Annotated in this window: 11 protein-coding genes and 2 pseudogenes; 4 read left to right on the plus strand and 9 right to left on the minus strand. The window is 70.5% G+C overall.

Annotated elements, in window-relative coordinates; genetic code table 11:
- Positions 1–7: 7 nt before the first annotated feature.
- Positions 8–1423 (minus strand): MFS transporter, encoded by a 1416-nt coding sequence (locus OG252_RS48585; RefSeq protein ID WP_329344552.1) that lies wholly within the window; start codon positions 1421–1423, stop codon positions 8–10.
- 91 nt (positions 1424–1514) lie between these two features.
- Here OG252_RS48585 and OG252_RS48590 point away from each other — a divergent pair, with 91 nt between their 5' ends.
- The gene (locus OG252_RS48590; RefSeq protein WP_329344554.1) at positions 1515–2099 is read left to right on the plus strand and encodes a TetR/AcrR family transcriptional regulator; all 585 of its coding nucleotides are present in this window, start codon (positions 1515–1517) and stop codon (positions 2097–2099) included.
- Between the two features lie 138 nt (positions 2100–2237).
- A complete protein-coding gene (locus OG252_RS48595; protein ID WP_329344556.1) occupies positions 2238–2621 on the plus strand; it encodes a GNAT family N-acetyltransferase in 384 nt (127 codons plus the stop codon).
- A gap of 145 nt (positions 2622–2766) precedes the next feature.
- On the opposite strand, the pseudogene OG252_RS48600 reads toward OG252_RS48595, so the two are convergent.
- The 3 genes and pseudogenes from OG252_RS48600 to OG252_RS48615 form a co-directional block, all read right to left on the minus strand.
- Positions 2767–4031: pseudogene (locus tag OG252_RS48600) on the minus strand (NAD(P)/FAD-dependent oxidoreductase).
- Positions 4028–5461 carry an amidase gene (locus OG252_RS48610; protein ID WP_329345409.1) on the minus strand — a complete coding sequence of 478 codons (1434 nt, stop codon included), beginning with the start codon at positions 5459–5461 and terminating at the stop codon, positions 4028–4030. The pseudogene OG252_RS48600 and the gene OG252_RS48610 overlap by 4 nt, the downstream one beginning before the upstream one ends.
- 26 nt (positions 5462–5487) lie before the next feature.
- Positions 5488–6795: an Nramp family divalent metal transporter gene (locus tag OG252_RS48615; RefSeq protein WP_266446385.1), complete on the minus strand. Its 1308-nt coding sequence runs from the start codon at positions 6793–6795 to the stop codon at positions 5488–5490.
- A gap of 129 nt (positions 6796–6924) precedes the next feature.
- On the opposite strand from OG252_RS48615, the gene OG252_RS48620 reads away from it, so the two are divergent.
- Entirely contained in the window at positions 6925–7929 is a 1005-nt protein-coding gene (locus tag OG252_RS48620) for an Lrp/AsnC family transcriptional regulator (protein ID WP_266446387.1), read from the plus strand.
- A 132-nt stretch (positions 7930–8061) separates the two neighbouring features.
- Here OG252_RS48620 and OG252_RS48625 read toward each other — a convergent pair whose 3' ends face one another.
- The 4 genes from OG252_RS48625 to OG252_RS48640 all read right to left on the minus strand — a co-directional run bounded on the left by OG252_RS48625 (position 8062) and on the right by OG252_RS48640 (position 12091).
- Positions 8062–8232, minus strand: coding sequence for a hypothetical protein (locus tag OG252_RS48625; protein WP_266446389.1), 171 nt, complete (start codon positions 8230–8232; stop codon positions 8062–8064).
- A gap of 382 nt (positions 8233–8614) precedes the next feature.
- Complete coding sequence (locus tag OG252_RS48630; RefSeq protein WP_323186234.1) at positions 8615–9316, minus strand: 2-phosphosulfolactate phosphatase; 702 nt, start codon at positions 9314–9316, stop codon at positions 8615–8617.
- Positions 9317–9719: 403 nt separating this feature from the next.
- Complete coding sequence (locus tag OG252_RS48635) at positions 9720–11057, minus strand: S28 family serine protease (protein ID WP_266446394.1); 1338 nt, start codon at positions 11055–11057, stop codon at positions 9720–9722.
- 131 nt (positions 11058–11188) lie between these two features.
- Positions 11189–12091 carry a LysR family transcriptional regulator gene (locus tag OG252_RS48640; protein WP_266446397.1) on the minus strand — a complete coding sequence of 301 codons (903 nt, stop codon included), beginning with the start codon at positions 12089–12091 and terminating at the stop codon, positions 11189–11191.
- 182 nt (positions 12092–12273) lie between these two features.
- On the opposite strand from OG252_RS48640, the gene OG252_RS48645 reads away from it, so the two are divergent.
- Positions 12274–12864, plus strand: coding sequence for a DUF6817 domain-containing protein (locus OG252_RS48645; RefSeq protein ID WP_329344561.1), 591 nt, complete (start codon positions 12274–12276; stop codon positions 12862–12864).
- Between the two features lie 121 nt (positions 12865–12985).
- Here the strand turns inward: OG252_RS48645 and OG252_RS48650 are convergent.
- A pseudogene (locus tag OG252_RS48650) lies at positions 12986–13977 on the minus strand (IS701 family transposase); the annotation flags it as partial.
- Positions 13978–13992 lie beyond the last annotated feature (15 nt).

Here is a 13992-nt window from a genome sequence, read left to right on the forward strand (position 1 = left end):
CGTGCCCTCACGCCGGGTCGGGCTGTTGGGCGAGCTCACGGGGAGCGCGGCCCGGCGTCAGTATCAGTGCCAGGACCGCTGCCACGGCGGCCACGACGGCGCCGGTGGCGAACCCGCGTGAGAAGCCCGCCTCGTCGGTCCCGGCGATGCTCGCCGCGGCCATGCTGGAGACGACGGCGGCGCCCAGCGAGGCGCCGAACTCGTGGAAGGTGCTGACGATTCCGGAAGCGAGGCCGGCTTCGTGCGGTTCGATCTGCCCGAGCGCGGTGGCGGAGGCGACGACGAAGAGCACTCCGGTGCCGGCGGCAGCGACTGCGATGCCGGTCACCAGGGCGGGCGTGCTGTCCCAGAGCGCGGGGATCAGCATGCCGGCGGCGGCGAGGAGAAGACCGGACACCCCCAGCGTCCGGGGTCCGGTGCTGCCGATCACGCGGCCCGCCGCGGTCGCCCCGGCCATCGTCGCCAGCGCGACGGGCAGGAAGAGCAGACCGGTGGCGAGTGCCCCGTGTCCGCGGTGGTCCTGCAGGGAGAACGTACCGAGGAAGAACACCATGATCATCAAGGCGGTGGCCACGAGGATCAGCAGCGTTCCCGTCGCGACCGGCCGGCGGACCAGCAGCCTGACGTCCATCAGCGGCGACGCCGCCCGGCGCTGACGGACGACGAAGGCTGCGTAGAGGATCGCCGCGGCGGCGACCAGACCGGCTGTCGCCATCGTCAGCCATCCCTTGTCGCCGGCCCTGATCAGGGCGTACGTCAGGGTGCCCGTGGCGGCGGTCACCAGCACCGCGCCCACCACGTCGAGCCGTTCCCGCGTCGCCGTGCGCGGTTGCGGCGGGAGCTGTGTGCGCAGGGCGACGAAGACCACCACGCCCACGGGGACGTTGATGAAGAACACCCACGGCCACCCGGGGCCCGCGGTGAGCAGCCCTCCCAGGAGCACGCCCAACGCCGCTCCGGTGCCGCCCAGTGACGACCAGATTCCCAGCGCCTTGTTCCGCTCCTCGCCGTCGAAGAGCGTGACGATCAGCGACAGGGCCGCCGGGGAGAGCATGGCCGCCGCAAGGCCCTGCACCACGCGTCCCCCCAGCAGCAGGGGGCCGGAGGTGGCCAGGCCCGCCAGCAGCGAGGCGCCGGCGAACAGCAGCAGAGCCACCAGGACCAGGCGCCGGGCCCCGAACAGGTCGGCGGCGCGCCCTCCGAGCAGGAGCAGGCCGCCGAACGCGAGGGTGTAGCCGCTCACGACCCAGGTGAGCGCCTCGCGCTCCAGGCCGAGGTCGGCGCCCAGGTGCGGCAGCGCGATGGCGACGACGGTGACATCCAGGATCAGCATCAGCTGCGCGACGCCGACGAGTCCCAGGATCTTCCAACGGCGTGGGTTGGGGCTGACGGTGGAGCTGGTGGAGGCCATCGATTCGGTCATGACGGTCACCCCTTCACGGTAAGTCAAACACCAGTGTTCGAGTTGTAGGCGCTACTCTAACCCGTACATCACTGTTTGAGTTAGGGGTTGCATGTCTCGCTCAGTGCCCGGAGCCACCCGCAGAGCCGACGCCCGGCAGAACGTGGAGAAGATCCTCGACGCGGCCATCGACTGCCTCAGCCGCAATTCAGACGCGAGCGTGGTCCAGATCGCACACGCCGCAGGGGTCGGCCGGGTCACCCTCTACGGCCACTTCCCGTCCCGGGACAGCCTGATCGAGGCGGCGCTGACCCGCCTGCTCGCCCAAGGCGACGAGGTGCTGGAGGACCTCGACCTCACGGGTGATCCGCGCACCGCGCTGGACACCCTCATCAGGTCGAGCTGGCTCCTGATCGCGCAGGCGAGTGCCGTCCTGGAAGCGGCGCAGGCGGTGCTGCCCTCAGGGCGGATTCACGCCCTGCACGCCAGGCCCGAGCAGCGTGTCCGCGACCTGATCACTCGCGGCCAGGCGGAAGGCGTCTTCCGGGACGACCTCCCCGCGAGCTGGTTGGCGAGCGCCCTCCATCACGTCCTCAAGGGTGCGGCGGCAGACGTGGCGAACGGAACGCTGGATCCGGAGGACGCCCCGCGCTTCGTCACAGAGATCGTCCTGGCGGCCTACACCCCGCGCGCGTGAAGGGCGGCGCGCATGTCCCCGCTCGGGCGTCTTCGCCGCTTCAGCGCCCCGCGATCTCCACGGGCATTGCCTCCGCCTGCCTCCATCTCTAACCTGTAGCAGGTGAAAGCTGATATCAGTCCTTACGTGCTGTGTGCGATGACGCCTTCCGTGGAGACCTATCTCCGACTCCGGTCCGTGTCCGGCCTGAGCGCCAAGACGGCTGAGGCGGCTCGGGCCGGGCTGCCGAACACGTGGCAGGGCGTGACCGTGCTCTGCGGGGACGAGCCGGTCGGGATGGGACGCGTCATCGGCGACGGAGGCTGCTTCTTCCAGATCGTCGACATCTGCGTCGCGCCCAAGCACCAGGGCCGAGGCCTGGGCAAGCGGATCATGGCCGAACTGATGCAAGAACTGGAGCATCGAGCACCGGCCGGTGCGTATGTGTCACTGATCGCGGACGGTGATGCCCGCTTCCTGTACGAGAAGTTCGGCTTCACACCGACCATGCCCGCCTCGATCGGCATGCACCGCACCGTCTGAGATGCGGCCGAGCCCTCAGGCCGCCGAACGTCCCGGTGCGGCGAGTGGGGGCACCGCCCACGCCCTTGAGGCAATGGGGGGAGCGTGCCGTGCGTCGCGACGGGGCGAGCGTTGCCTGTCGGGGCACTGGAGACCCATCCAGCGGTCAGCGCAGCGGATGCAGCGGAGTGAGCTCGGTGGCGCTTCGCCCGGTCACGATCGACTCGGCCAGGAGCTTGCCGCTCAGCGGCCCCAGGGCGATGCCCCACATCCCGTGGCCGCCGCAGACGTGGACGCGCGGTGAGCGGGTCGGGCCGACGAGTGGCAGCCCGTCCGCGGTGCAGGGGCGTGGGCCCGCCCATACGTCGCTGCGGCGGCTGAAGTCGGCGCCGGGCAGCATGGGGCGGGCCGCGTCGACGACGGCCTGGACGCGGCGGGGGTCCGCGGGCCGGTCGGGGGCGGTGAACTCCATCATTCCGGCGACCCGTACCCGATCGGCGCCCAGCGGTGTGCAGACCACGCGCTGGGCGGCGAAGTATGTGGGCCCCGTGGGCAGTCCCTCGGCGGGCAGGGTGAAGCTGTAGCCGCGGCCGGACTGGACGGCGGCGCGGACGCCGAAGGGTGCCGCCAGCCGGTTCAGCCAGGCTCCGTTGGCCAGGACGGCCACGTCGGCGCGCACATCCGTGCCGTCGGAGCCCACCACGGCGACTTCGCTCCCGTGATCCTGTACCCGGGTGACCCGCAGACCCTCGACGACCTTGCCGCCTCGCTCGCGCACCGCGTCGGCGAGCGCCGCCACATAGGCCCCCGGGTTCAGGAAACGCTGGCCGTGCAGCCGTACGGCGGCGCCCGTCCGTTCCGACAGCGCCGGCTCCTGGTCCCGGGCCTCGGCGCCGGAGAGCAGGTCGTAGTCGACGCTCTGGCCTGCCGCGCGCACGGCCTCCAGCTCGTGAACGAACGGCTGGCGGGCGGCCTCGGTGGTGAAGGCGATGAGGCACGGGTCGCTCGCCCGAGTCGGTTCGGCGACGCCGCCTCGGGCGAGTTCGTCGTACGCGGCCAGCGCCTGCCGGTTCAGCGGGGCGAGGGCGCTCATCGCGACCTGCCAGCGCCGAGGGGTGCAGTTGCGGCTGAACGACAGCAGGAACCGGGCCAGCCGCGGGTCCGCGCGGGGCGGGATGTAGAGGGGCGAGGCCGGCGAGAGCAGGGTGCGCAGCCCCAGCCGCAGGGCGCCCGGCTCGGGCAGCGGTACCGCGAGGGCGGGCGAGAGCCAGCCGGCGTTCCCCCAGGACGCGCCGGCGCGACCTGCCGGCGGTCGACGACGGTGACCTCGACGCCGGCTTCCTGGAGGAACCAGGCGGTCGCCAGTCCGGTCATGCCGGCGCCGATCACGAGGGCGGTGCGCGGAGGCACGACGGTCTTGCGCGGGGTCATACGGTGCTCCTGTCCTTGAGCGCGACGGGCGGCCTGCGCTCGCCGGTCCGCAGCGCCTGCTCGATGGCGTATCCGGCCTGCAGCACCGCCCGGTCCTGTCGGTGCGGGCCGACCACCTGAAGCCCGACGGGCAGACCCTCGGGGGTGAAACCGGCCGGCACCGACAGCGCGGGACAACCGGTGACGGAGATCAAGTAGGCCGAGCGCATCCAGTCCAGGTAGGTCTCCATGGCCGTGCCGTCCACGGAGGCGGGGTAGGGGAGCCGGATGTCGAACGGGGCGACCTGGCTGACCGGCAGCAACAGAAGGTCGTACGTCTCGAAGAACTCCCGGACGCGGTGGAAGAGGGCGGCCTGCAGCAGCTGCGCCCGGCCGAGGTCCGGGCCCGTGAGCTCTCGCCCCTCCTCGATGTTCCACACCACGTCCGGGGCCATCCGGTCGCGGTGCTCGTCGAGCAGGGGGCCGTAGGCGAGTTCCATCTGCCAGGCGCGCTGGACGAGGAAGACCCCGTCGGCCCCGGACAGATCCGGGCAGGCCTCCTCGATCTCACAGCCCAGGGAGGCGAACGCCTCGACCGCCGGCTCGAGTGCGGCCCGTACCTCGGCGTCGACGGGCACGGTCCCGCCGAGGTCGGGCGACCAGGCCACGCGCAGACCGCGCACCTCGCCGTCCAGGGGTCCCATGAAGGCGGAACCCGGCGTCTCCAGGGCGAGCGGGCTGCGCGGGTCGGGGCCCGCGAGCGCGGACAGGAGCAGTGCCACGTCCGGCACGGTCCTGGCCATCGGCCCCTTCACCGACAGCTGTGCCCACGGCGCCTTGTCGGGCCAGGACGGAACCCGCCCGGGGGAGGGGCGCAGCCCCACGACATTGTTGAAGGAGGCGGGATTGCGCAGCGACCCTCCCGTGTCACTGCCGTCGGCGATCGGCAGCATTCCGCAGGCGAGCGCGGCCCCAGCACCGCCGCTGCTGCCGCCCGCGCTGCGCGAGAGGTCGTACGGATTGCGGGTGGGCCCGAACACCTTGTTGACGGTGTGCGAACCCATGCCGAGTTCGGGGACGTTGGTCTTGCCGAGGGTGATGGCCCCGGCGTTCTTCAGGCGCTCGACGACCAGGTGGTCCCGGTCGGGGACACGGTCGGCGAAGATCGGCGAACCGTACGTCGTCCGGATGCCCGCGGTGTCGTGCAGGTCCTTGTGCGCGACCGGCAGACCGTGCAGCGGGCCCACCTCCGCACCCGACACCAGCCGCGCGTCGGCCTTGGCAGCCTCTTCCAGCGCCTGATCGGCGACCAGGGTGACGATGGCGTTCACCGCCGGATTGACGCGTTCGATCTGTTCCAGGTGGGCGGTGACGACTTCCCGGGCGGACACCTCGCGGCGCCGGATCGCGGCGGCGAGATCGGTGGCACTCCGGAAGCAGAGTTCATCCATGGGGTTCACTGCGGGCTTCACGCCTCTCAGAACGTTTCCTTGACCTGCACGACGGCCAGCACCCCGAAGAGGAGGAAGGCGCCGGACAGCAGCACATTCGACATGATCTTGTTCCGGTACAGCGGCTCGATGCCCCGGCGGTTGAGCAGCACCAGCAGTGCCCCGGACAGCAGCGGCAGGATCAGGGACCCGAAGGCGGCGTAGGTCAGCACCAGGGCGACCGGCTTCCCCATGAACGTGACGGCGATCGACGCGGCCGCGCAATAGACCACGAAGGCGCGGAAGGGCCGGCTGTTCTGCGCCATGTGGGGCTCGGCGTCGGTCTCCGGAATGCCGCGCATCGTCCGCAGCGAGTCCGCCAGCAGATAGCACAGGGCGTTGAACCCGCCGACGAGGGCGCTGAGCGTCACGAAGAAGAAGGTCAGCAGGAACAGGACGCGGGCCGCCGACCCGAGGTCCGCGCCGAGCGGGTCGGCGAGCGCGGCCAGCCCGTCGTTGCCGCTGATGGTGTTGCCGGTGCCGTAGAGCAGGCCCGTCCCCACGATGGTCGTGCAGAGCACGAAGAGGAAGGTGACGGCGTAACTGACCGCCGAGTCCGCCCGCATGACGGGCAGCCAGCTCCGGTGTTGCCAGCGCTTCTCCCGTACCCAGTAGCTGTACGAGGCGATCCCGGCCGTGCCGCCCACACCGCCGATGAGGGCGAGCACCGTCACGACGTCTCCCTCCGGGAGCCTCGGGCGCATCGAGGAGACGAGGCCCGGCAGATCGTCCATGGTGGCGAGCATGGCCACCGCCAGGACGACCATGCCGAGGAACTTGACGAGAATGAAGACGCTCATCACCCGCTCGAAGAGCGCGTACCGGCCGACGTACACGAGCGCGGCGGACGCCAACGCGATCGCGATGCCCAGCGACCGCGCGGGGAGCACGGGGAACAGTGTGGACAAGGCCAGCGAGGCCACCGAGCTCAGGGCGGCTCCGTACAGCAGTCCGATGACCAGGACGAAGAGGAAGAACGCCGGAGGAAGCCAGCGTCCGACCGACCGCAGGCTGGCGATCACGGTCTGGCCGGTCGCCATGTAGAGCCGTCCCACCGCCTCGGTGAGGACGAATTTCAGGACGACGCCGATGAGGATCGCCCACAGCAGCGCCATCCCGTACCCGGAGGCGCCCGCCAGGGACGTCACCATGTCGCCGGCGCCCACGCTCGCGGCTGCCAGGACCAGGCCGGGGCCCAGCAGCGCCAGTCGGCCGCGCCTCGTGGTGGGGGCCTGGGCGGGCTCGACCGCCTGTGGCCGAAGGGGAGTTCCTTGCGTCGTGGTCACGTCGACCATCTCCGTACGTGGTGATGAGAGCGGGGAGTCATCGGTTCGTGCGGCTCATGACGTGCAGGTTCGGGCACCCTGACGGAAGGGAACAAGAATCTCGGCCAAGATGACGGAATCGGCCATAAACTTGGTGCGATGAACGCACAGCAGCCCGGTCCTGTGGCGGATTCGCTGGATCGCCGCATCATCAGCGCACTGCAGATCGACGGCAGGGCCTCGTGGCACCGCATCGCGGCGGCGCTCGGCGAGGCCGAACGCACAGTCGTCCGCCGGGGAACCCGCTTGCTGGACTCCGGGCTGGTGCGGATCGGCGCCATGACGCTGCACGGCCGCAGCACGGTGGTCGGTGTGCGCTGCGCCCCGGGGCAGGCGCGGATGGTGGCGAGCGCGCTGGCCCGCCGGCCCGACTGTGTCTTCACCCATGTGCTGACCGGCTCCCCGGACTGTGTCGCGGAGCTGCTCTGCCCCCGGGACCGGCTGGCGAGCCTGGTGATGGACGAACTGCCGGGACTGCCCGGCATGTTGGAGACCTTCACGCTGCCGGTGCTGCGCCACATCCGCACGATCCGCGAGTGGCACTCCGGTCTGCTCACCGACGACGAGATCGCCACGCTGGAGGGCCCGTCCGGGGCGCCCGCACCCTCGCCGACGGACGGGGATGTGATGCCGCCCGCCGACGTGGCACACGACCTCTCCCGGTCGGACCGGTTGCTCCTGAACGCGCTCGCCGAGGACGGGCGGTGTACCTACGAGGAACTCGGCCGCGTCGCGGGCGTCTCGGAAGCCACCGCGCGGCGGCGCCTGGGCGCGCTGCGGCGGGAGGGCAGGGTGCGCATCCGCGCCGTGATCGAGCCCGCGCTGCTCGGGCTGCCGGTGGAGGCGATGCTCCGGGTACGCACCGCTCCGGCCGGGGCCGAGGCGGTGGCGGCGGCGCTGGCGGACAACGTCCACGTCCGGTACGCCAGTTTCGTCACCGGAGAGCACCAGATCCTGGTGCTGGCCGCGCTGCCCAGCGAGTCGGCCCTGTACGACTTCGTCACCAGCGCCCCGTGGCTGCGGGACGTGGCCTCCGTGGACGTCTCGCTCGTCCTCAGCTCGCTGAAACGCGGTGGCATGCTCGCGCGCCGGCCGCGGGACTGAGCGGCAGCGGCATCAGGCGCAGGCGGTGATGGCGCGGAGGCTCGGTCAGTCGTCGGTGAGCAGCCAGGCCAGTCCGTCCTCGTCCCGAACGCCTGGTGGTGGAGGATCACGGCAACCGCCACGGCGTACCGTTCAGTCGACGTCCCGGTTGACCTCGATCCGCCGAAGCGACGGCACGAGCAACGGCATCAGCATTGCCAACGCCGCCACCCCGCCGCCGGTGACGGCGACCGCCGCCGTCCCGAACGCCGCAGCGAGGACCGGCGCGGACAGCTGGCCGACGGGGACGGACGCGAACGACAAGCACTCGTCCCAGGCACCGACCCGGGAGAGCAGCTTCTCGGCCCGCCAGGAGGCCAGAGTCTTGCCGGTGGGAAGTTCGCCGCGCGCAGTCCCAGACCGGGATCACCACCCGGCCCAGATCGCCCGGCTCAAGGAACAGATCACCAAGCTCCGGAAACGCTGGCCCAGTCGGGCAGACGGTCGAAGAACTCACCGACTGCCGCGGTCGGTCCCTGGCCCGGCTCGCCGCACATCGGGCTTCGCGAAGCCGCCGTCGGCACCCCTTGGGTCAGCCGCGTGCCTCCACCCAGAACCACCGTCGTCGGGACATGCAGTGGCGCCGCATGCCCGACTGGGTGCCGGCTCCCGCATGGTGCGAGTTGGACCGCACCAGGGATCCGGATCAGATCGGGGCATCGTCGGTCAGCGAAAGTGTGGCGCACGGACGGAGGACCATGAGCGCACCTTCCAGGGTCGCCACCATGGCAAAGGGGAACCGGTCGAGCTCAAGACAGAGTGCGACGTCATCTGGATGGACTCCTTGACGCACACCCTCCGCCAACTCGGCGGCGGCGCGTGACTCGGCAGCGCGGCGGATGAACTCAGCAGCATTTGTTCCGGCCTCCGTGACACTGCGAGCGATGTATTGAGCACACGCCAGATCTTCATCGGCCTGCCCATCGTCGCCAGTGACCACGAACGTGACACTGTCACTCTTGCGCGTCCGCAGGAGCCGGGCCGTTGCCTCCGCCACCACGAAGCTGGCGCACAGCACCAGCGACGCCTCCTTGACCGCGAGGGCGCCGACCGTCCCTGCCGTGGTCTTCTGCACAACGGTCCGTCCGCCAAGGTCGACAGAGCGCAGCAGGCCCGGCGAGTTGACCATGTCGAACCCGGGCGCGGGCGGACCGTCTTTGAGCGCCGCCCAATCCGGGTGGCGAGCCTTGAGCGCCAGGGCTTCGTCCAGCGACTCAGCGAGAACGATCTTCTCCGCCCCCTGGGCAAAGGCCCAGGCAGCCACCGTGAAAGCACGCATCACGTCGACTACGACCGCCACAGGCGGGGCCTCGACCAGCTCGGTGATGCCAAGAAAACGAGCGTCCATTCCGGTCATGATCGCGCATGCCTCCCCCGAAGCACCCGCAGAGTGATCCGCGTCACATTGGCGGTCTCGGAATGCGACCCTTCCTGCTCAATCCCCACATGGGGTCACGTCACCCGCACACAGCCTCTGCGCGGGCACAAGCCGGGATGTTCGCCACCGAGCCCGTCACCGGCGGCCTGTCCGTCCACATCGCGTCGCGAATCCTCGGCACAAGGCGCTGACCGCGACTCAGGCGTACCTCGTACGTCGCCATCCGCGAGGACGACCTACCGCGGCTTCCTGGACCGGAGCCGGGCCGACCGGCCGCAGGAGGCGTATCGCGAGCCCGCGCAGCGGGAGTGGCGCGACTTCCAGCACTTCGGTGGACGATGTGCCTGAGCGGGACCTGGCGACGTTGGCGACTTCAGCCGCTGCCCGTGGCCCACCGGCGAAGCGCTGTGACAGCCTCCGCGCGGTCGGCGGGGGACAGGTCCGCGATCGAGACGTGGTGGTTGCCACCCGGCACCCACAGCACGCGCGCGTCGCGGGGACCGGGCCGGAAGGGCTCCGCGACGGACGGGTCCTGGGTGCCGTTCACGAAGAGCAGCCGGCTGGCGCGCCGCCTCACCCAGCGGTCGATGTCGGGCATGGCCTCGGCGTCGAAGTGCATCGGGACGTCGCGCGGCACGAAACTGCGGGGTTCGATGCCGTCCGGGTATTGCAGGAGTCCGTCCAAATGGTCGGTGGGAACGCTCAAGTAGCCCATTTGTGTGCCGAGTTGGTACCAGTAGGGGATGTAGTTCCGGGCTGTGGAGTCGGCGTAGACGGGCAGGGCGGCCGTCTCTTCCAGCCATGCGTACAGCACGTCGGTGGAGGCGTCCGGGCCGGGGATGGCGGGGGCGTCCGCAGCGGTGTGGTTCTGCCAGAACATGAACGGCACTCGCAGGACGGCGATCTCCAGTGCCTTGTCGGCGCTGCCGATGATGCGGAAGGTGTCATGGGTGGCGGCTGCCCAGGCCTCGTAGCGGGCGACCAGGTGTGTGCGGCGCAGCAGCATCTGTCGCTGGGCTGTCTTCAGGGCGTCGCGGGCGGCGGCGGTGCCCACGTGCTCCAGGAACCGTATATACGCGGAGTCCTCGCGGTCGTCGACGTTGTTCGGGGCGGAGTAGGCGACGGTGCCGTCCACGTCGTGGGGGTGGAAACGGCGGTGGTACACGCTGGCCATGCCGCCCTTGCTGCCGCCGGTGGAGATCCATGCGCCGGGGTACAGCAGGCGAAAGAGGCGGACCACGCGGTGGTGGTCGTCGGCGGCCTGGCGGATCGTCAGATGGGTGAGGTCGAGGGCCGCCGGACGCGAGGTGCCGAAGAAGCGGTGCTCGACGCCGAGTTGGTTACCGCCCAGCAGGACGGCCGGTTCGGTCCGCCGCGGCATGAGCGGCACTTCGTATCCGGTGCTGAACAGGACGGTGGGCCGGTCGGCGGCGGTATGGAGCAGGGTAAGGCGCTGCTCGAAGGTCCCGGCCCCGGGGTCGTTGTGGTCGACCGGTTGGCGCAGGCCGAGCACGAAGAAGCGGTATCCGGGCTCGGCGCCCGGCCGTTCCTCGATGACCCGCAGGCCCGGGAGCGCCCGCAGGGCGGCCACCAGGTCATCGGCCCCTGCGTGGGTCCGGTCCGCGGCGCGCACAGGTACGGCGGTCAGGCCCGCCGCCGAGGCTGCCGAGGCGGCAGTGGTGAGCAGACGTCGTCTGGTGAGGGTGCGCATGCAAGTCCTTTCCGGTGCCGACTGCCTCAGTACACCGGGCGAGGGCACCAGGGAGATCCCGCGCGCGAGGGAGCTCTCTCCCCCGGCCGGGGGAGAGGCCACGGCGTGGGGCCGGTCTGCCTGGCTCCGACTCACGTAATGATGGATGTCTCTGCACCTTGGTCGGCGACCGTGTCGGCAAAGGCCCGAGCGAGCGGGGAGAGCGCGTCCCAGCGGCGTACCGCCCAGCCCACGGACAGTGGCGGCAGGGTGGGAATGGGGAGGAGGCGTAGGCCACCATCGTCAGGTGTGGCTAGACCCGGTACGGCGGGTACGACGGCGTGACCCAAGCCGAGTTCGGCCAGCAGCAGAGCCGTATCCCAGTCGGCGACACTCGTGTCCGAGCCGGCCCGGATGCCCAGTTCAGCGAACACGGCGTCCAGGTGGGCGCCGGAGGTGGAGTTCGGCGGCAGTCGGACGAGGCGAATGCCCGTGAGGTCGGAGACGTCGATATGCGTGCGAGCCGCGAGTGGGTCGTCGGGTCGCACGGCCAGCACCCAGGGCAGATCGACGACGGGTCGCTGCTCGATGCCACGCACGGGACCGCCGATCGTGATCCAGGCCAGGTCGAGGTTGCTGGCCAGGAGGGCGTCGAAGCAGCCGCGACTGGACGTTTCGGTCTGGAACTCCAGGCTCACCCTCGGGTAGCGCCGGCGGAAGGAGACGATCGCTTCGGCCATGAAATGCCGGACTGTCGTTCCACCCGTGGTGATCCGCACGGAGCCGCTCTCTCCGTTCACAAGATCGCCGAGGCGGCGCAGCGCGAGATCGAGCCCGCCGATCCCCTCGGCGGCGGCGTCGCACAGGATCCGCCCCGCCGTTGTCGGCACGACTCCGCGCGGCTGGCGCTCCAGCAGGCTCACGCCGGTCTCTCGCTCCAGGCGCTTCACGTGCTGGCTCACCGCTGACTGTGTGCAGGACAGGTCCCGGGCCACAGCGCTGAGGCTTCCCGCTCGGCACACGGCAACGAACACGCGGAGATCGTCCAGAGTCACGGCACCCAAGCTATCCCTAAGGTCAAGCGAGCAATTCCCAGGATTGACTGGGGTGCTGGCCCTGCCGGAGGATCGTTCCAGGGCCCAGGCGGCAACCCGCCCGGTGCTTTCACGCGGATCCGGACCGGGCGAAGGCGCTGTGCGGGTGCCGACCACCCTTTCGCCGAAAGGAGACGGACACCGTGCCTGCTCCCCCTGCCGCGACCGACCGGGCAGTTGCTCTCGTGCGCGAGCTCGGCGCCGAAGGTATCGCGCACCCCGGTGGCACTCTCCTTGCCCACCTCAAGCGCGTACAGGCCCAGCTCGCAACATGGAAAGCCCGCCCGGCCCTCCAACTCGCCGGACTCTGTCACGCGTTCTACGGCACGGACGGCTTCCCCACAGTCCTGCTGCCGCTGGACCGCCGTGAGGACCTTGCCGCGGTGATCGGCGTCGAGGCTGAGGCCATCGTGTACCTGTACGCCTCATGTGACCGGAAGGCCACCTACCCGTCTCTCAGTCAGGGCGACGCGAACTTCCATGACAGGTTCACCGGTTGCTCCTCCATTCCAGGACCACAGTCGCGCCGGGACTTCGCCGAACTGTCGGCAGCGAACGAAATCGACCTTGCCCGTGTCGATGCTGTTTTCCGCGACAAGTGGAGCTCTGAGCTGCTCGCCTTGTTCACTCGACTTCAGGACTTGCTAAGTGCTGACGCCTGGCTCGACTGCCGTTCGGTGCTTGCTGCGTCCGCGCAGTTGCCTCCCGGTGAGCGCGCGCCGCGCGCAACTTGAAACCCGCAGCGTGGAAGGCCTACACACACTGGCGCAGGATGGGGCCGGTCCTGCCGCATTCGATGACCCACGCAGGGGACGCAGACAGGCAATTGGCCGCCGGACACCGCGGCGGCGGGCCTCATCGCGTTGACGGCGATCGCGACACGGCCGCCACAGGTACGCCGTCCGGTCGGTCGGCGAGCAGGGCCGCAATGGGGTCGGCGCAGCAAAGGGCCGCTGTGGCCATGGAGTTCCTGGTGGTCCAGCGCAGCGTGACCAGCCGCACCAGGGTGGCCGGCGGCATCCCGGAGGGCAGACTGAAGAGCCAGAACCGCACCGGCTCGCTCTCGCCGGCCGACCATTTCGCCAGCAGCCAGCGTTCGGGCAATTCCACTTTGCCGGTGGCTCGGCCGATGTTGTGGCCGGCGGGGCGGAGGCGCAGGACGACGAACCGCGAGTACATGCGCTTGAAGCGGGAGGGAATCCCCGCCGCGTAAGGCGACTTGCGCTCCTCCAGGCCGCGGCGGAAGGCGGCGGCATCACCGTATCCGGCATCCGCCACGGCCAGGGGAACATCGACGCCCCACGACCGGATCTCGTCGATCATGTCCAGGGCCGGCTGCCACTTTCCACATGCCCCACATGGTCGGGGATGCCGCGGCGGGTGCGGCGGGCGACCTTGGCCGCATCGGCCTCCGCAGAGGCGGGATCCCACGAAGTGGGCGGGAACAGCAGCCAGTTCACCGCCGCCGAGCCATGATCGTGCGCCAGGTGCGGCGACACGCCCACCTGGCAGTTGGTGACCTTGCCCGCGGGGCCGGTGTACTGCCTGGACCCGCACGCCGAGGCAGCCTCGTCATTGACGAAGCCGGTGTCGTCGAAGATCAGTGCCTCCGGACCGATCGCCACGTGCATCATCCAGGCCGGCCGGGCCCGCACATACGCGGGATCCCACGGGCTGGAGGTGCTGCAGTGCGTCAGCGCCTCCCGGTTACCGTCCCCGCCGAGGCGGGTGGCCATCGCCCTCCACCGACGTGCGCTGCCCGTCCATCGGCAGCCCGCGCACATCCACTTGCCCCCATCGCCGCTGATCCGTACGGAGAACCCGTCGACCGTCTCCGCCGCAAACGCGCGCGATGGTCACCC

This window comes from Streptomyces sp. NBC_01352, from assembly GCF_036237295.1.
Classification (GTDB): Bacteria; Actinomycetota; Actinomycetes; order Streptomycetales; family Streptomycetaceae; genus Streptomyces; species Streptomyces plumbiresistens.